This window comes from Chryseobacterium sp. C3 (genome assembly GCF_014218905.1).
In the GTDB taxonomy this organism is placed as follows: Bacteria; Bacteroidota; Bacteroidia; order Flavobacteriales; family Weeksellaceae; genus Chryseobacterium; species Chryseobacterium mucoviscidosis.
Genome location: NZ_JACLCU010000011.1, coordinates 1 through 19,475, shown reverse-complemented (window position 1 = coordinate 19,475; position 19,475 = coordinate 1). Strand labels below are relative to the sequence as shown.

At 35.6% G+C, this 19,475-nt stretch carries 17 protein-coding genes; 9 read left to right on the top strand and 8 right to left on the bottom strand.

Features of this window, described 5'->3' with window-relative positions; translation table 11 throughout:
* The first annotated feature begins 21 nt into the window (after positions 1-21).
* The 5 genes from H6W53_RS19730 (at position 22) to H6W53_RS19710 (ending at position 3,894) form a co-directional block, all read left to right on the top strand.
* Positions 22-657 carry a DUF4241 domain-containing protein gene (locus H6W53_RS19730; protein WP_185209169.1) on the top strand — a complete coding sequence of 212 codons (636 nt, stop codon included), beginning with the start codon at positions 22-24 and terminating at the stop codon, positions 655-657.
* 84 nt (positions 658-741) lie between these two features.
* Positions 742-1,632 (top strand): PfkB family carbohydrate kinase, encoded by an 891-nt coding sequence (locus H6W53_RS19725; protein ID WP_185209167.1) that lies wholly within the window; start codon positions 742-744, stop codon positions 1,630-1,632.
* An 88-nt stretch (positions 1,633-1,720) separates the two neighbouring features.
* A complete protein-coding gene (locus H6W53_RS19720) occupies positions 1,721-2,560 on the top strand; it encodes an alpha/beta fold hydrolase (protein WP_185209246.1) in 840 nt (279 codons plus the stop codon).
* A 57-nt stretch (positions 2,561-2,617) separates the two neighbouring features.
* A complete protein-coding gene (locus H6W53_RS19715; protein WP_185209165.1) occupies positions 2,618-3,262 on the top strand; it encodes an HD domain-containing protein in 645 nt (214 codons plus the stop codon).
* Positions 3,263-3,300: 38 nt separating this feature from the next.
* Positions 3,301-3,894, top strand: a complete 594-nt coding sequence (locus tag H6W53_RS19710) for a hypothetical protein (protein WP_087705891.1) — start codon at positions 3,301-3,303, stop codon at positions 3,892-3,894.
* Positions 3,895-3,945: 51 nt separating this feature from the next.
* On the opposite strand, the gene H6W53_RS19705 is transcribed toward H6W53_RS19710, so the two are convergent.
* The 8 genes from H6W53_RS19705 to H6W53_RS19670 all read right to left on the bottom strand — a co-directional run bounded on the left by H6W53_RS19705 (position 3,946) and on the right by H6W53_RS19670 (position 14,045).
* A complete protein-coding gene (locus H6W53_RS19705; RefSeq protein ID WP_076395986.1) occupies positions 3,946-4,176 on the bottom strand; it encodes a hypothetical protein in 231 nt (76 codons plus the stop codon).
* A gap of 192 nt (positions 4,177-4,368) precedes the next feature.
* On the bottom strand, positions 4,369-5,259 hold the full coding sequence (locus H6W53_RS19700) for a DUF72 domain-containing protein (RefSeq protein WP_116097004.1): 891 nt from the start codon (positions 5,257-5,259) through the stop codon (positions 4,369-4,371).
* 102 nt (positions 5,260-5,361) lie between these two features.
* Positions 5,362-7,461, bottom strand: coding sequence for a T9SS type A sorting domain-containing protein (locus H6W53_RS19695; protein WP_185209163.1), 2,100 nt, complete (start codon positions 7,459-7,461; stop codon positions 5,362-5,364).
* A gap of 524 nt (positions 7,462-7,985) precedes the next feature.
* On the bottom strand, positions 7,986-9,554 hold the full coding sequence (locus H6W53_RS19690; RefSeq protein WP_185209160.1) for a hypothetical protein: 1,569 nt from the start codon (positions 9,552-9,554) through the stop codon (positions 7,986-7,988).
* A 10-nt stretch (positions 9,555-9,564) separates the two neighbouring features.
* Complete coding sequence (locus H6W53_RS19685; RefSeq protein ID WP_228457842.1) at positions 9,565-10,161, bottom strand: hypothetical protein; 597 nt, start codon at positions 10,159-10,161, stop codon at positions 9,565-9,567.
* A gap of 483 nt (positions 10,162-10,644) precedes the next feature.
* Positions 10,645-12,324, bottom strand: coding sequence for a ribonucleoside-diphosphate reductase subunit alpha (locus H6W53_RS19680; protein ID WP_317169762.1), 1,680 nt, complete (start codon positions 12,322-12,324; stop codon positions 10,645-10,647).
* A gap of 80 nt (positions 12,325-12,404) precedes the next feature.
* Entirely contained in the window at positions 12,405-13,061 is a 657-nt protein-coding gene (locus tag H6W53_RS19675) for a DUF4145 domain-containing protein (protein ID WP_185209158.1), read from the bottom strand.
* 9 nt (positions 13,062-13,070) lie between these two features.
* Entirely contained in the window at positions 13,071-14,045 is a 975-nt protein-coding gene (locus H6W53_RS19670; protein WP_076395970.1) for a ribonucleotide-diphosphate reductase subunit beta, read from the bottom strand.
* Between the two features lie 429 nt (positions 14,046-14,474).
* Between H6W53_RS19670 and H6W53_RS19665 the strand changes: the two genes are divergently transcribed.
* The 4 genes from H6W53_RS19665 to H6W53_RS19650 all read left to right on the top strand — a co-directional run bounded on the left by H6W53_RS19665 (position 14,475) and on the right by H6W53_RS19650 (position 19,077).
* Positions 14,475-15,164 carry an ABC transporter ATP-binding protein gene (locus H6W53_RS19665; RefSeq protein WP_076395968.1) on the top strand — a complete coding sequence of 230 codons (690 nt, stop codon included), beginning with the start codon at positions 14,475-14,477 and terminating at the stop codon, positions 15,162-15,164.
* A 98-nt stretch (positions 15,165-15,262) separates the two neighbouring features.
* Positions 15,263-16,492, top strand: coding sequence for an ABC transporter permease (locus H6W53_RS19660; protein ID WP_185209157.1), 1,230 nt, complete (start codon positions 15,263-15,265; stop codon positions 16,490-16,492).
* Positions 16,493-16,578: 86 nt separating this feature from the next.
* On the top strand, positions 16,579-17,850 hold the full coding sequence (locus H6W53_RS19655; RefSeq protein WP_185209156.1) for an ABC transporter permease: 1,272 nt from the start codon (positions 16,579-16,581) through the stop codon (positions 17,848-17,850).
* A 30-nt stretch (positions 17,851-17,880) separates the two neighbouring features.
* Complete coding sequence (locus H6W53_RS19650) at positions 17,881-19,077, top strand: efflux RND transporter periplasmic adaptor subunit (protein WP_185209155.1); 1,197 nt, start codon at positions 17,881-17,883, stop codon at positions 19,075-19,077.
* Positions 19,078-19,475 lie beyond the last annotated feature (398 nt).

Here is a 19,475-nt window from a genome sequence, read left to right as displayed (position 1 = left end):
TCATCTTAGTCTAAATATAACATGACACACATAGAAAACATCAAAAAACTGTTCTCCAAAAACTTCGTAGAAAGTCCGTTACTGGAAAGCTTTGAAGTTGGGAAAATTTATCTTTCCAGCGGAAAACTTGTTGCCTGTGATCCTCTGATTACAAATGATATGAAGCCTTTCTCAATACCATTTCCGAAAGGAGATTTTGCAGTTCTTCTGCATAAGGAAAGAGAAAGCAATTGTGTGGCGTATGCTGAAATTATTTTCAGCCAGTCTGAAATTACAGACTGGAAACTGGCGACAACAGAAGGACAGAATATAAAAGATCTTACAGAGGGAGAGGTTTTCGGATATCCCGTAGAAAGCGGAATGGGGTGCTTTATGGATGTGGTTACGCAGAATAGTCTTAACGATTTGGAACAGAGATTGTATCGTAATAAGGGTGTTGATTTTATGGGGATCTATGAAGAATTTTTTCATGAATATTTTTTTGATGAAAAAGGAGCAATCGATCAGTTCGCATTCCTAAAACCTTCAGAAAATCATCCGGGAACTATTTTTGCATTTGAAACAGGTTACGGAGAAGGTTTTTATGCAAGCTATATTGGATTTGATAAAAATAATAATCCTGTAAAAATCATAACAGAATTTATTGAAATTAGTTGATTTTTCATTAATTATTTTTGAAATTCAAATTTCAAGTCATAAATTTGTTAGAATCACGAAATATTAATTCTATAAGAAACACTAATGAATTTTTCCTCAGAACAGCCAAGAATTATCGTTGTAGGAAGCTCTTCGATAGATCTTGTTTTAGAAACCGAAAAAGTTCCCTGTGAGAACGAGACGGTTATTGCCCGAAAATCCGAAAGTTACTTTGGTGGAAAAGGAGCCAATCAGGCAGTTGGTGCAGCACGTTTGGGAGCAAGCGTCTACTTTGTAGGCTGTGTTGGAATGGATCCGCTTGGTCAGCAGATTATGAGGAATATGGTGAATGAGAACGTGAACGTAGGTTTCGTTTTTGAGACGGATCGTGAAGCCACCGGAACAGCTTATGTAACCACTTCAGGCGGAAATACCGCAATTGTGGTAGTTCCTGCAGCCAATAATTATCTTAGTGTAGAACACGTTGAGGCGGCAGATAAATACTTCCATACAGCAGATCTCGTACTTCTTCAGCTTGAAGTCTCCATGAAGGTAATTGAGTATACCATAAAAAAAGCCAAGAAATATGGTAAAAAAGTAGGATTGTATGCTTCACCTGCACAGCGTCTGAGCGATGAAATTTTAAATCATGTAGATTTTGTTGTGGTAAAAAGCAATGAACTTCATATTGTTTTCGGAGAAGATCAGAGAGAAGACATTCTTAAAAAATACTTTAACAAAGTTTTTGTAAGAGATGACATTAATTCTACCATCTATTTTGATGGTACAGAAATGAAATACTGCAGGAACGATAAGGATAAAACTGCGTATAAAATGGGAATGGGCGATGCTTTTACGGTAGGATTTTCTATTGCTCTGTGTCATAGAAACTCTATAGAAGAGTGTGTGAAATTCGGGAATGAAGTTTCGGCAAGAGTTTCTGAATCAAAAGGTTCCCAATGTTGCCTTCCCAGACTTTCAGATTTTATTTCATAAGCTATTTGTTACATATCGAAAATTTTAAACTTAACATAAAATACAAAGTAAAATTTCCACTTTTATGGTGGATTTTTTCTTTTTACCCATGAAAGAGCTAAAGCTTACAGCATCTGATGACGTTTCAATAGTTGCCCATTTATTTTCGCCTGAAAAAAGCAATCGTAAACTATTGCTTATCAACTCTGCAACCGGAGTAAAACAGCAGATTTACTTTTCATTTGCAAAGTTTTTTTCCGAAAAAGGATTTACCGTCATTACCTACGATTATCGGGGAATCGGGCTTTCGAAACCTGAAAATATGAGAGGCTTTTATGCTTCCATGAGAATCTGGGGTTCCGAAGATTTTAAAGCCGTTACAGATTACATTCAGAAAAATTTTACAGATTATCAAAAGTACTGTTTAGGACATTCCGTGGGAGCTTTAATTTTAGGAATGAATAAAGATGCTGAAATGTTTGAAGAGTTTTTCTTCGTAGGAACCCAAAATGCTTTTGTAGGACATTTGAAATTCAAAACAAAAATAGAAGCGTATTTAGGTTTTGGAATTGCCCAGCCTTTAACCACCGCATTACTGGGCTATTTTCCGGGAAATTGGTTCGGACTCGGAGAAAGTCTTCCGAAAAATTGCGCATATGACTGGAGAACCTTAATTTTAAACAGAAAATCGACCAACAGATTGCTGGAGAAAATTGAGGATTATTCTAAACATTTAACACAGAAAGTATTTGTAATATATGCTGAAGATGATGCATGGCTCACTGAAAAAGGGGTAAAAAGTCTGATGAACGATACCTATCCGAATCTTAAGCCAACTTACAGAGTGGTGAAAATTTCAGAATCGGAAAAAGGAGAGATCGGGCATATTAATTTTTTCAGAAGTTACAATAAGAAACTGTGGAATATTATTTTAAATGAAATTTCCTGATAAAAGTTTTTTTCTTTCCGATACTTTGGTCGCCCAATATTTAAAATGATTGATATAATGAAGAATCTGATCGAAAACACGGTAGAATTTGTAAAAGAAAAACTGGAAGGTGCAGAAGCGGGACACGACTGGTTTCACATTGAAAGAGTATGGAAATTATCCAGAAAAATTGCTGAAACAGAAAGCTGCAATCAGGAAGTTGTAGAACTGGCAGCTTTGCTTCACGATATTGCCGATCCCAAATTTCATAACGGAGATGAAACCCTTGCTTTAAAAGTTTCCCGCGATTTTCTGGAAAGCCAGAATGCTGAAGAGAAATTAATTGAGCAGGTTTTGTTCATAATTAAAAATATTTCCTTTAAAAACAGAGGTGAAGTTCCTAAAAATCTTCCTGTTGAACTAAAAATTGTTCAGGATGCAGACAGAATTGATGCTATCGGAGCCATCGGAATCGGAAGAACGTTCAACTTCGGAGGCTTTAAAAATAATCCGATGTATGATCCCAATGTAGAGCCCAAACTCAATATGTCTAAGGAAGAATATAAAAAATCCAACGGAACCACCATCAACCATTTCTACGAAAAACTTTTGCTGCTGAAAGATCTGATGAATACAGAAAAAGGAAAGGAAATTGCCGGAGAAAGACACGATTTTATGCTGAAATTCCTCGATCAGTTCTACAAAGAATGGAATGTTGAATAGGATTCTTTTAAAAGTCTTTAAATAAGTATCTTTGCACTATGGTATTTATTGTTCTGGTCATTTTCTGGGCTTCCGTTTTTTCTCTTTTGCTTTCTAAGCTGAAGAAAGGGAAAGGCGCAGAATGGGCAAAATTATTCCGTATTGTTACGATTATTTTTTCGTTTTCTATTTTCACGTATTGGTTCATCAAGAAAAGTACGATAGGCATTGTGGAAAATTCTGTGGCATTACAGGTGATTAATAAACTTCCGCAGCCTCTGGATTTTTATGTTCTTACGCTTAATGACACGGAAGTAGGGAAAGTTATCGATACGAAACATCTGGGAACCATCCGTCCGGAATATTACAGGATAGAATATCTGAAAATGGATAAGTCTGATGAATATTGGGTTGTGGGATATTTAGGAAAGAAAAATCTTGTCTACTTCTCCCAGAATTCTGTCCCGAATAAGAATATCGATCAGATGATAGAAGTTCAGAATTACATCATTCAGAGTTCAAAGCTTTCCGATATGGCTAAAAAACAGATTGAAGCCTATAATCATGAAAATGTAAAACTCGGAATCTGGATCACTTTAGATTTTCTGCTGCTGTTTCTCAACATCATGCTGCTTCTCAGAAAAAGAAAATAAAAAAATCCCAATCTTTACTAAAGGTTGGGATTTTGTATTGCTTTTAAAAGATTAAGGATAATCAAGAATAATCATGATTCTTTCTTTATGCTCTTCCGGACAGTTCTTAATCAGCTTATCTTTATTGTGTTTACTGATTTGTTTCGGTTCCAGCCATTCCGTAACATCGGAACTTAAGCTGTTGTTGTCGTATGTTCTTTTTATTTTTTCGTTCTCATAAAAAGTATACTCGTCACCGAGCCAGTTGCTCGTAATACTTATTGTACAAATTTCCTTTTCCATACTGTTATTGGTTTTTATTTGGCTGATTCATTAATGAATCTCTACTTCCCAATTTAGTAATTATAACAATATAAATGAAGGATTTACGGTAATTTTTTTTACAGGCAATAAAGTGAATTATTTATATTAAAAATGCACTTTTTGTTGTCATTATCCCACTTAATAGTGAATAAAATTAAAATTTATTAAATTCTAAAATAAACTTCCTGTACTTTCTTTTGCCATTTCGGGGATGTGAAGATCCTGTTTCCACTCTTCATTCACTTTTTTAATAAAATAAGCGGAAAGCAGCGGAGAAGCTTTTTCAATATTCTGATGTACAAAAAAATACAGATTCTGAAGTCCTTCCTTCTTCCATTTGCTGAGATGCTTCATCCAGTCATCCAGCCTTTCATAATCACTTTCTGCATTGGCTCCAACGTAACGGATAAACGCATTTGGTGTGGTGAGACGCATATGAAGCATATCTCTTCTTCCGGCAGTATCTACAATAATGTTGGTGATGTTGTTTTCTTCAAACAGATCGCAGGTTTTATTGAGAATCTCTTCATCGGTAAACCATTCTGTATTTCTCAGCTCTATCGCGAGAGGAACTTCCTTTGGCCAGTTTTTCACGAATTTTTCCAGCCTTTCGTAATCTTTTGGTTTAAAATTATCGTGAAGCTGAAGGAACACCATTCCCAGTTTTTCATCAAAGTTTAAAACCGCCGTAGCAAACTGTGTAACGACATCGTCTATATTTAAAAGCCTTCTGAAATGGGAAACTGTATTGGTGATTTTTGGAAAAAATTTAAAATCAGCAGGAGTTTTCTCTTTCCATGTCTGTACCTGTTCCGGAGTCGGCATACCGTAAAAGGTGGCATTCAGCTCAATAGAATTAAACTGCGTTGCATAGTATGTAAGTTCATCTTTTGTTCCTTTAGGATAAAATCCTTTAAGATCTGTTTTGTTCCATTTTGCACATCCGATGGAGATATTTTCCAGTCCGTTTTTATTGCGGCTTAAAATTTCTTTCGTTCTTGGATGGTCTTTAGGTAATGTAAAATCTATTTTTGAAGGATCTTCAACTTGTCCGAATTTCATATCTGAATATTTTAGTGATTAACTCTTTTAACAAATATAAAACAAAAACCACAGAAAAATTCCATGGTCTTCTCTTAAAAAAAACTGTTTGCTGTTTGTGAATTACTGTTTAATAATCTTTTTGGATATCTCTGTTTTATTGGTTTTTACTGTTACAATATAATTTCCGGAAGGATGAGCGGAAAGGTCAATTTTCATCAGTTCATTATCGCAGTCCTGATTGTATATTACTCTTCCCAGCACATTAAATATTTTTACATTTTTAATAGGCTCTTCAGCTTTTATCATTACAAAATCTTTCACAGGATTCGGAACAATTTTTATTTCGTTTTTGCTGTTTTCGGAATCTTTTGTGCTTAAAAAACCTCCACAATTGGTAGTGAATGTAATGTCGGCATAAAGAGCTTGTAAATCAGTTAATTGAGCGTTGTCTACACACATTGCCAAATTTGGATTGTAATTTATAAAATCAAAACCATCTTCAATGGAGCCGTTTCTTACATTTACATAGGTAAGATTTGCCATGTTCCATAAAGTAAGATACTTGAAGCTTGGTGAACTTGAAAAGTTCAGTTGTGTAATTTGAGGGCAATTAATGAAATATCCGTTTTCCAGCTTATTATTGGCTGTTGTATTCACCTGTGAAATCAAAGGCATATTTTGAAGACCGAGATATTCTAATTTTATATTATTTAAAATATTAATGGAGGGTAAAAAATTATTATCAGACAGATCTAAAGAAGTTAAGGCTACACAATCTGAAGTATTTAAATTATTTATTTTGGTAGATTGTATCGTAATTTCTTTCATACCTGTACATTGAAGGAGATTAACGGTATTTAATTCCGGGAAAATACCATCGCTTATCGGTGCATAATAGCCGATAGATAATTTCTGTATTCCGGAACAATTCTGGATATCCAATTCTTTAAGATTCTGATTATTTCTAAAAATAAAATTGGTTAGTGCTGTACAGTTTCTTGCTGTAATTTTCTGCAGATCATCATTTCCCTGTGTTCCCACCGTATTAGATCTGTCAGTTTTTAGAGCCTGAAGATTGGCAAGATTATTCACATTCACTGTGTTCATATAGCCGCATGAATTTGTAATATCAATATTCTGAAGCATTGTCGCTATGCTGAAATTTACAGCATTAGTAATAGGCTGGTTGAATGCCTTTAAAATTTTAAGTTTTGGTAAACCTGTAAGATTTAATGAAACTACATTTCCAAAATATACTCCTGAAGTTGTATTATAACCATATCTGTTGTAAAATGAACAATCAAGTTCTTCCAGGTTCATTAATCCCGCCGTTGCAAAATTAATAGAAGTGGCGTTTAATCCTTTAATTTTTTTAAGATTTGCAGAGCCATTTAAATTTGCTGAAGAAAAATAAGCTCCAACACTGTAGTAATGGTCGGTATCTGCTGCAATATCTTCAAGATTCGTGCAGTTGGTTGCTGTAAGATCTATATTTTGATTATAAACCTGACTCAATGAAGATCCACTGTTACCATTCACCAAAATATTAGTTAGTGAATTTAAATTTTGAAAATGTAATTTTTCAAGTTGATAACATGAAGTTGCTGTAATTGAAGTGATGTTATTGCAGTTTTCAAGATATAGCTGTTTGATTGTTTTTTCGTTTAAAACAATATTTCCTATAAGTTGCGGACAATTATTAAACCTTAATATAGAAGTTGTTCCGATGTAAGGATTAAGATTAGATAAAAATTTATTAATATCTTGAACAGACGAACAGCTATTAAAAGAAAAATCGACCAAAACATTTTGCGCAGTTCCCGTATTATCTGTGAAACCGCCCGTTCCCGTGTACAAAACTTTTTTGATCTTAGAATTATTGGTAAAACTGATAACTGCAGATTTACTATCATGTATATACAATTCTTCCATATTGGGAAAAAGAAGAGCATCTGTAATTTGATCGGGAAGATTATTAAAAGCAGGAGTTCCGTTTAATTTTATATTTAAAACTTTAATTTGCTGTGCCTCCGAATCCTGAATTTCGCCATCATTATTTGCATCTATTGCAATATAATTTCCACTAAGGTTTTGTGCAATCTGATTGCCCGGATTTGAGCTTAAAAGTAAAGCTTTAAATTTCGAATCTGTAAAATTGAGATTTTGGGAGTAAGCTGTGGAAAAACAGCCTACACAAAGGGTGAATAATAATTTGTTCATGATTTGAGTTTTTATTACATCAATTTCTTTTTTTCATGTGTATTGAAATTTGATGTTGCAAAAGTACCTCTTTTTTGAATTGTCTCTTTTTTGAAATTTGTTTTAAATAATTTGATTATGAATGAATTTGGTCGTAATTATTATATTTTGTCTTGCTTTAAAATAAAATATAAATTAAAAAATTAAGAAATAGTTTAATCTCTATAAAGTGATTTGAATAATGGACTTAAAAAGACTTAAGTATAATTACAATAAAAGCAAGCTCAGGTGAATAGGTGATGTTATTATTGGATAATGTATACATGATAAGCTGTACAAAGAGATGTTTTTTGGTCAGTGATTTCTCATAATCATTCTTAGTAACAAAATGTGAAATCTCCCCAGAAAATGCTTTAATTTCTTATATAATATAGTTTTAAGCATAATAAGATTTATAAAAATATAAGTGATATTTTACATTTAAGACTAAACAAAAACCACAGAAAATTTCTGTGGTCTGTCTGGTTATATAATTTAGTTAAGGTTTACTTTATGCCCTGAGTTACCATTTTATTAGAAACTACCGAATAAACACAGCCTGTTGTCTTTAAATTAACTGTAATGGTTGCAGGAACCGATCTGTACGCTGTATCACCATACGGCTCAACAATATTACCGTTAGAATCTTTTAAAGTTTTTCCTTTCACGGTATACGTCATGGTTGCAGTTCCGGTGAAGCCGCTTGAAGGATAGAAAGTTACAATTCCTGTACTTTTATTATAGCTCCATGTTCCCTGCGGAGTTACTTTTCTGCGGTATAAAGTAAGATCAGTATCACTTGTCTTTGTAAAGCTGAATGTCGTTTTATCAATATTATTTTTACTTCCTGTAGGAGGAGTTGTTATACTGATGGGACCTTTGTAGGCAATATCGTTATCCAAAACCGGGATCGAAACCGGCTGAAGTTTACAGGTTGTTGCCACATCATCATTTGTAACAGCAGAATAGGGAAGTGTTAATTTCACATTTCGGATAATATGCTGTTGATACGCTGCTCCGGTGGATGCCGCAAAACCAAGTTTTAAAACCGAAGGTACTGCAGCATTTAAAGTCTGGTTTGTAGCCGCGCCCTCAGTATCGGAACTGTTAAAATCTGTTACCGCAGGATTGGCATTTTCACTGTACGGAAGCGATGTTTTGTAGTGATAATAATTAATAATATTAATTGGTGTTCCGTTTTGTGTGGTCTGAATATCCACTTTTATATCAAATCCGTCTGTAGTAGTTGCCGTTACAAAATGAGGAATCAGATCCAGATATACTTTTCTGAATTCTCCGTTTCCGTTTCTCAGATCAAAAGTAGAAGCCAGTGTACTGGTGGTTGCGGCGTACGATCTGTCTGCCTGTAATATTCTTCCTACCGTTCCTGTATTGCTTAATGTAGATCGGGTTACCAGAACCGGATATCCGGTGTAGCCATCTCCTAAACCATTGCTATTGATGGCGGCTCCTCTTGCTCCTCTTAAAGTAACGTGACTGGATCCCTGGCTCCATGTTACTCCGGCAATACCGTTAACTCTGGATTCTCCCTGAAAACGTTTGGATTTAAAATTTCCGAATTCATCCAGCGCAATCCCGAGATATGCTCCTGATAAACCGGGTTTTCTGAATGAAGCATAATCATTTTTTGCTCTGTTATAAGCATATCCCAAACCTGCACCGGAAGATCCGATTGTAGGATTGGTGACAGATCCGTCGTACAGGAAAAAAGATAAACCGTCACCATATGAACCGCTGAACGCAGCACCGGATTTCATATCGTATTCAAACTCTACGTGTAAACCATTTACCGAAGTAAAAGTTCTGCCGTTAATAAACAATCCTCCGAACTGACTTGAGCTTGCCGGCGTAAGCTGTACTCCTGTTGCAGTATGAGAAGCATTTCCCTGTATGGTAAGCTCGGATGCCGAAGAAGCATTCATTAAAGAGCTTGAGTAAGAATAAAATCCGTAAATACTCGCAACTTCAGTACTGTCTGTCTGTGCGTACACGAGACTTGTAAGCAAAGTAAAGATAAGGCTCATCCATGACAGCCCCTTGAAATTCTTTTTCATGATGTTTTACTTATTTTACGACAAAAACAATGTTAATAAAAGAAGCAGGTGTAGCGTTTGCCAGTACATCATAATTTAAAACTCCCGTACTGCTGATGCTGTTAATCCTGAATACAGTAGAATCATATCCTGTTACATAATAATAAAGATCCGTTGCGTTAGGAAAAAAAGGAATGGTTGCCGGAGCCGAAGTACTTCTTGCATTGGACGGAATATTCGAAAACTGATTTTTATACAATGTATATAAATCTTTCGTTTGTCCGGCAGCGATGGTAGTCGTATCAAAAACAACACTCGGCATATAGAAAAATCTTGTGGAATAAGGAGATAGACATACCCAATCCGGAGATGCCGGAGTTCCTACATTCTGGCTGATACATTTTTTGTTGGTATCGAAAATAACCAGTCCTGTTGCAGGATTGGTAACCAAAGAAAGATTACTGATTCTGGGGAGTAAAAGTCCCTTTGAATTACTTGAAATGTCTAATGAAGAGCTCGGATCGGGTGAACTTGTGTTAATACCGACTTGTGCAGTAATGCCATAAGAGAGCATTACCAAAATTAGAGTGATAATTTTGTACATTTTAGAAATAATTTTTGTGTTCATACCATTGATAAGCTTTTTACCAATAGCTATTATTTGATTAGGTTTTTTTATGTGTTTTTTTATTTTGTAAACAGATTCAATGGATCTATTTACAGCTATAACTTTTTATTTTGGTAATTAAATTATGAATAGAGTGTTGTGTTTTTTTATTTAATAAAATAATATTTATCTTATGATTTAATGGAAGTTTACTCTTCGGTAGTATATTTTACAATGATACAAATCTTAAAAATGATCATTAAAAATATTTGCAAATATACTAATATTTTATTTCAAAAAATAATCAAAGTACAGAGATGCAATAATTTTATTCACCGATTCGGGATTGAAAGTGAATTATTTTCAATGTTTACAGATGATTACGATAAAAAAATATTTTCTCTATCTGTATGTTAAAATTGTATTAAAATTTTTCTTAACATAAAAAAGCACGCTTAAAAAAGCGTGCCCGATTAAATATGTAATGTTTATTATTTGAGAATCTTATGCTTCGCAAGCCGTGCAGGTAACAAAGTTTACCATCATTTCTTTAGAAACAGAAGAACTTCTTTGATAATAAAGGGTTTTTACGCCTTTTTTCCATGCTTCGATATAAAGATAGTTCACATCTTTTACCGGCATTGTAGAAGGAATCTGAAGATTCAGAGACTGCGCCTGATCAATGTATTGTTGTCTTTGGGCTGCCTGAGAAATAATCTCCATCGGAGAAATTTCCTTGAATGTTTTAAACACTGCTTTCTCTTCATCCGTTAACTCCTTCAAATGTTGTACCGAACCGTGATTCAACATGATTGTTCTCCATGTTTCTTCGTTATCAAGCCCTTTTTCCTCCAGTAATTTTGCAAGATATTTGTTCTTACGCATGAAGTTTCCTTTTGCAAGACCTGCTTTATAATAATTCGAAGCAAACGGCTCAATTCCCGGAGAAGTCTGTCCTAAAATCGCAGAACTTGATGTTGTAGGCGCAATTGCCATGGTTGTCGTATTTCTTAATCCGTACCCTTTCAGCAGTTCCGGCTCTCCGTAAATATTGGCAAGCTCTCTTGAAGCTTGTTCCGCCTGTTCTTTGATTCTTCTGAACGCTCTTGCATTGAATTGTGTAGCCTCAAAACTTTCAAAAGGAATCATGTTTTTCTGAAGGTAAGAATGATATCCTAAAACTCCTAAACCAAGCGCTCTGTGACGCATTGCGAAGTTTCTTGCACCCTGAAGATAATAGTTTCCTTCCGTTTTGTCGATAAATTCAGATAAAACAGCATCCAGGAAGTAGATCGCTAATTTCACCGCATCTGTATCTTTCCATTCATCATATAGTTCTAAGTTCATGGAAGATAAACAGCAGATGAAAGACTCTTCTCTTGTAGAAGGAAGCATAATTTCGGAACAAAGGTTACTTGCATTCACTGGTAATCCTAAGTCTTTGTAAACCTGTGGTTTATTTCTGTTAACGTTATCCGTAAAGAAAATGTAAGGAAGCCCTTTTTGTTGGCGGCTTTCCAGTACTCTTGCCCAGACTTTACGCTTTTCCATATCGCCATCGATCATATCCTGCATCCAGTAATCCGGAACACAAACTCCCGTAAATAAATTCTGGATCGGACTTCCGATGTCTTTGATGGACAAAAATTCTTCAATATCTCCGTGGTCGATGTCTAAATAAGCTGCAAAAGCCCCTCTTCTTACGCCACCCTGAGAAACAACGTCCATTGCCGTATCAAACAGTTTCATGAAAGAAACCGCTCCCGAAGATTTTCCGTTGTCGGTAACCGCAGTTCCTCTGTTACGAAGTTCCCCGAAATATCCCGAAGTTCCGCCTCCGATTTTAGTCTGCATGATGACTTCGCCCATTTTATGGGTAATTCCTTCAATGCTGTCCGGAATGTGAACATTGAAACACGAAATAGGAAGACCTCTCTGTGTTCCCATATTTGCCCAAACCGGCGATGAGAAACTGATCCATCCTTTCGTGATCATTTCCTTGAAAGCAGGCTGAAGTTCCGGCTTGTATAATCTTTTGGCAGCAGCAGTGGTAATCCTATCGATGGCTCCGTCTACAGTTTCACCCTTCAGCAAATAGCCTCTGTTCAGCATTTGCTCAGACTCTTCATTGAGCCACCATATGTTGTTGTTTTGTTCTTCCATTGTTGTTGTATATTTTCGAATTCCCGAGCGGTTTGAAGACTCAGGAATTTTGTTGTTTTTTATTATAATTATTAAAGTCTTTTCTCATTGAATAGTTGTAACTAAAGCTTGGGAGGATCTGCTTTTAAGCTTCTTAATTTACTTAATAAGCTTTCGTATTGATAAACTGCTTTTAATATTTCTTTTGTAAACTCTATTGAAATTTCAATTTCATTTTTTCCTACTTCGTTAAATGTTTGAGCCTCTATATGAGCTGCATCATTACCTAATAATCTCAATTCGTCCATAGCATCAATTAACTCTTTAGGTATCAGTATTTTTGCAGATAAATCTTTAAGACGGGAAAATAGATTTTTTCCTTCAGCCTTTCTTTCATCACAAATTTCTTCAAGTGTTTTTCTAATCATTATTGCTGATGCAATAAAACAATTATTTGAATGACAAATGATAGCTTCTTGAAAAGCATTTACAATTTGTTTAGGTATATTATCGGTATTAAAAGGAATTATTTCACTAGGAGATGTAAATATTAATTCATTAGAATGATCTGTTATAAAAAATAAATGTCCTCTGCATTTGTCACGAGGACATCTTCTTATCCCTAAAGAAAAATTACCACGTAAAAAATCTTGAACTACAATGTCATTTACTCCTGATACTAAACTTAAAAATGTACCATAATGCCCACAATGTGGACATTGTAAACTTACGTTTTTGTTATAAATAGAAGTATCAATTTTATCTATGGTAACCTTCATCTTTTCATCTTAAAACAAATCGTTCGCAGTAATACTCTTGTCGTGTTTTGTATAATCTACCGGTCTTTTCGCAAAGAAATCATCCATAGAATTGGCGAAAACTTCCTCTTCGAACCAAACCATCGGTCTGTACTGTTCTGGAGTTACGTTGTATCTTGTTTTCATGTTGATCTTCTTTAAACTGTCGTCTACGCGGTATTTCATGAAGTTTAAAAGATCTTCTTTAGAAACATTGTCGATTTCACCCAGTTCAAAGATCCAGCTTAAAATATCACCTTCTCTTTCGATTGATTCATCAACCAGAGTATAAATATCTTCAATGTCGCTGTCTGTTAAAAGATCAGGCTGTTCTTCTCTGATTTTGTTGATTAAGAAAATTCCTGCGTTCGCGTGGATCTGCTCATCTACAGAAGTCCATGCAATAATGTTAGAAACATTTTTCATAAACCCTTTAAATCTTGTGAAAGAAAGGATAATGGCAAATTGAGAGAAAAGAGAAACGTTTTCTACCAGAATACTGAAAAGCAATAATGCAGAAACATATTCTTTCGGTGTTGCAGAATTCGCGTGTCTTAAGGCATTTCCTAAAAATTCAATTCTGCTTTTTACGGCAGGAATTTCAACTACATTAAGGAATTCATCGTTATATCCCAAAACTTCCAATAATCGGGAATATGCTTCCGAATGACGGAATTCGCATTCTGCAAAAGTGGCTCCCAAACCATTCAGCTCAGGCTTTGGAAGATGAGTGTACAGATTTCCCCAGAATGTCTTTACAGACACCTCAATCTGTGCAATGGCTAAAAGTGCATTTTTTACAGCGTGTTTTTCGTGCGGCTCCAACTGCGAATGAAAATCCTGAACATCTGCAGTAAAGTCCACTTCGGAATGCACCCAGAACGATTTGTTGATTGCCTCTACAAATTGAAGAACCTCAGGGTATTCAAATGGCTTGTAACTTACTCTTTTATCAAAAATTCCCATATTAAAAATGTCTTAAAAAATTAAAATAAATAGATCAATGTGGATAACGTTCAAAAAATAATCAATATTCTGATTTGGTGTAACTTATGTGTGAAAGTTATTAACCACGGAAGCGATTTATTTTTTGATCTGTGCAAGTACAAAGTTCGAAAAAAAGAACTGTAATAAAAAGGGCGAAACACTAATTCGTTGAGTTTTAGCCTTAAAAGTTTTCCACATTTACATGAAAGCCCCTTAAATATTGACTTGCAAAGTATTATGTTAACAAAAACGTGATTATAGGCAGAATTTAATTAAACAAAAAATTCAAAAGTGCTTTTAATAAAGGGTTTATATGTTAAACAATTAATTAAATAAAGATTTTTTCAATATTCGTAACAAATTAAAAATTCTGTCTACTTATTGGGTATAAAAAACATACACCGCTTAATGTTAGTAATTCAGGATTTACATAAATCATACGATACCGGAAAAAGTAAGCTGCACGTTCTCAAGGGAATTAATCTTACGATTTCCGAAGGCGAATTTGTATCCATCATGGGAAGTTCGGGTTCAGGGAAATCCACCCTTCTTAATATTATAGGTATTCTCGATGAAAAAGATTCCGGAACGTATGAGCTGGACGGAGTTCCTATTGAACATCTGTCTGAAGTTAAAGCTGCCGAGTACAGAAGTAAGTTTCTGGGATTTATTTTTCAGTCTTTCAATCTTATCGGCTACAAAACAGCTTTGGATAATGTCGCGCTTCCGTTGTATTATCAGAATGTTCCGCGAAAAGAGCGAAATCAGAAAGCCATGGAATATCTGGAAAAAGTAGGACTTGCTCAGTGGGCAAATCATTTACCGAACGAGCTTTCCGGAGGACAGAAACAGAGAGTTGCCATCGCAAGAGCTTTAATTACCGATCCGAAAGTGGTTCTTGCCGATGAACCGACCGGAGCACTGGATTCCAAAACTACGCATGACATCATGAAGCTGCTTCAGGATATCAACAGCGAAGGAAAAACCATCATTGTTGTTACCCACGAACCCGATGTAGCGGCACAGACAAAAAGAAATGTTGTTCTCCGGGACGGAATTATTGAAAGTGATGAGTTTATTAAACAGTTGGTGCTGTGAGGCAGGAGGCTGGAAGAAAGAAGTTTAATTAATAGAATAAATCAGCGGAAAGGCAGGAGAATCTCAATCATCCCGCTTCCCGCTTCAAACCTAAGAATATGTTCGATTTAGATCGTTGGCAGGAAATATTCAGTTCTATTCGCAGTAATGTATTGCGAACGGTACTTTCCGGTTTTACTGTGGCTTTGGGATTATTTATTTTCATTGTCCTTTTCGGAATCGGAACAGGTCTCCAAAATGCTTTTACGCAGGGTTTTGCAAGAGACGCCCAAAACCTTATTTCTATTGTAACAGGAAAAACGACGATTGCTTACAACGGTCTGCAATCCGACCGTACCGTTACGATGAATAATGATGATTACGATTTTCTGGTGAATATTGATAAAGAAAAGGTAGGAAGTTCTACTCCGAGATACACCTCAAATTTACTGGTAAAATATGGCAAGGAAAGCGGAAATTATCAGATTAACGGAGCCAAACCCGAAGAGCAGATCATCGAGAACAGAAAAATGCTGGAAGGTCGCTATCTCACTCCGACAGATCTCGAAAGAAAACAGAATGTTGCCGTAATCGGAAGAATGGTGCAGCGCGACCTTATAAAAAACGGAAATCCGGTAGGAAAAGAATTGGATATCAACGGAACCATATTTAAAGTCGTCGGAGTATTCTCGGACGACGGCGGAGACTGGGACGAAAGACATATTACAGTTCCGATCACCACTTTGCAGCAAATGAAGAAAGGTTCGGATACTGTAAGCATTAATTATATTGCATACAACGACAAATTAACGCCGGAACAGGCGATTAAATATGGTGATGAATTAAAATCACGATTAAAAGCCCGAAAAAATGTAGCTCCCGATGACGAAAACGGAATCAGAGTCTGGAACAACGCTCAGAATATGAACGACACTTTCGCTTTCATGGCTGTACTTACAGGAATTGTCGGTTTCATCGGATTGGGAACTTTGGCAGCAGGAATTATCGGGATTAGTAACATCATGGTGTACATTGTAAAAGAAAGAACCAAAGAAATCGGAGTCCGTAAGGCGATTGGCGCAAAACCAAAAAGCATTGTCGCGCTTATCGTTCAGGAAAGTGTGGTGATTACCGTAATTTCAGGTTTAATAGGAGTGGGACTCGGAGTTTTGGCTTTGTACCTGATTGGAGATAATCTGGAAGAATACTTCATTAAAAATCCAAGTGTAGGATGGGGACACATTATAGCCGCATTCATTGCATTGGTTTTTTCAGGACTGATTGCAGGATTCGTTCCCGCTTACAGAGCCTCAAAAATTAAGCCTATTGAAGCATTGAGAACGGAATAATGAAAAAAAGTGAATGGTGAATGGTGAATTTTGTTTAGCAAGTGAATTTAGCTATTGACATTATTAAAAGAAACAGACATTAACAAATGAACATTATATTTAAAAAAGATACTTGGCAGGAAATTTATTATTCCTTGAGAAATAATAAGCTTCGTACCTTCCTTACCATGATTGGAGTAGGTTGGGGTATGTTTTTGTATGTAAGTTTGCTGGGTGCTGCAAAAGGGATGGAAAATGGTTTCGATAAGCTGTTTTCAGGTTTTGCCACCAATTCTATTTTCCTTTGGGCGCAGAATACCTCCATTCCTTATGACGGTTTCCCGAAAGGAAGACAGATGCATCTTAAACTTTCGGATATCGATATTTTAAAAAGAAAAATCACTGATATTGATTATATATCGCCCCAGAACTCAAGAGGAAGCTTTACCGGAACACCCGGAGAATTAATGTCCAGAAACGGAAAAAGCGGAACCTATTCTTTAACGGGAGATTATCCGGTAGGAAATAAAATTTCAGAAAAAAAACTGATCTTCGGAAGATATCTCAACGATGCCGATATTTCCGGAAATAAAAATGTAGCGGTAATAGGAGAAGAGATTTACAAGAACTTTTTCGATTCTAAAAAGAATGAAAATCCTTTAGGAAAATCCATTAATATAAAAGGAATTTTCTTTAATGTGATCGGAGTATTCAGAATCAAGAAAAACGGAGGTTTTGAAAACGATCAGTCGGTTTTTATTCCGCTTTCCACTTACACAAAAATGTATAACGCAGCAGATAACATTGATATGTTCGCGATTGTAAGCAAACCGAATGTAGATGTAAACTCTGTAGAAGAAAAAGTAAAATTAGAGCTGAAAGCCAAAAATAAAGTTTCGCCCGATGATACCAATGCCTTCGGAAGTTTTAATTTAGGTAAAGAATTTAAAAAACTGACGGGTTTCTTATCCGGAATGCAGTTGTTAACCATTATTGTGGGAACTTTAACCATTCTTGCCGGAGTTATTGCAATTTCCAACATTCTTTTAATTACGGTAAAAGAAAGAACCAAGGAAATCGGTATCCGAAGAGCTTTAGGAGCAAAACCTTCAGAAGTAAGAAACCAGATTCTTCTGGAAAGCGTGGTTATTACACTCTCTTCCGGATTGCTCGGCTTTATTTTCGGGATTTTTGTTCTGATGATTCTCGATATAGCCACGAAAGGACAGGATTCCTTCCCGTTCTACAATCCTACAGTTAACTACGGAAACGTATTTGCTGCGATGGCAGTGATGGTGGTTTTAGGATTGATAATCGGAATGATTCCTGCGCAGAGAGCCGTTAAAATCAGACCAATTGAAGCTTTAAGAACAGAATAAAAACAACTTAAATAAAAAAATAAACTATATATGAAAAAGAAATTCACTTGGAAAAAAGCCATTTATATCATTTTGGGGCTTTTGTTTGCAGTGGCGCTGTTCTCGGGGATCGGGTATCTTGTAAAGTCCAATTCTAAAGAGAGTGAGGCTTTCCTTACCAGAAAACCGTCTGTTCAGAATATGGAAGATAAAGTGATGGCAACAGGAAAAATCGTTCCCAAAGAAGAAATTGAAATCAAACCCAATATTGCCGGAATTATAGATAAAATTTTGGTAGACGAAGGAGATAAAGTGGAAGTGGGGCAGCTAATTGCAACCGTAAGAATCGTTCCGAATCTTTCTGAGGTTAATAATGCACAGCAAAATGTTAATAATCAGCAGCTTCAGATCAGCAATGCAAAACTGAATGTAGATAATATGCGCAAACAGTTTGAAATGCAGGAAAGACTTTACAAGCAGGGAGTCGCTTCCAAGCAGGAATTTCTGAATGCACAGCAACAGTTGTATTCTACACAACAGGCTTTGAGAAACGCACAGCAGCAATTAGTGACCGCTCAGAAAGCTTTGCAGATCGCAAAAACAGGATCTACTCCTGAATTACAAGGTTTGGCAACAACCCAGATCCGTTCAAAAGCTTCAGGAACCGTTCTTGAAGTACCTGTAAAAGTGGGAAGTCAGGTTATCGAAGCCAACTCTTTCAACGCCGGAACTACTATCTGCTCCATTGCAGATTTGAATTCATTGATCTTTCAGGGAGAAATTGATGAAGCTCAGGCTGGAAAATTAAAACAGGGGATGGATATGAATATCGTGATCGGTGCACTTCAGAATAAAACATTTCCGGGAAGATTAACCATGATCGCTCCAAAAGGAAAAGATAATAACGGAACCATTAAATTTCCTGTTGAAGGAGATGTTTTCAATCCCAATAATGAATACATCAGAGCAGGATTTTCTGCCAACGGAGAAATTGTTCTGAACTCTCAGAAAAACGCTTTGCTTTTGGATGAATCTTTAGTACAGTACGAAAAGAAAAATGGAAAAGATCTTCCTTTCGTTGAGGTAAAGCAGAAAGACGGTAAATTCAAGAAAGCGTATGTGAAGTTGGGAGCAAGTGACGGAATCAATGTTCAGATATTATCCGGAATTGATAAAAATGCAGACGTAAAAGTTTGGAATCCTTCCGATAAAGACAAAGAAGAGCTAAAAGAAAAAGCGAAAAAATAGTAAACTGACACTATAAATTTTTAAACTGTAAATCCCGGGAAACTTCTCGGGATTTTTTATTACGCATATTATATAGTAGAATTAAATTTGTAATTGCAGATTCTAATCGTACAATAAAGTCAATTTGTAAAAAGTATGACTATTTTATATTAAAGAAGATAGCTGCTATTTTTCCCTTCATTTAGTATTTTCAAATAAAACTCAAACATTAGTTTAAATTTCCCCAAAATATTATTACAGTGTATCAGTATTTTACGTTTAAATATGAATGCAAGATGAAATTAAAGTTAACAAAACTTGTTTTGCGTTACAATAAGTTGTTATCTTTGCCCCACTGAAAACGAGAGTTGATCAGTAAGCGCAGAAGAGCTTTTAGACAAGCATATAATTTACGATTC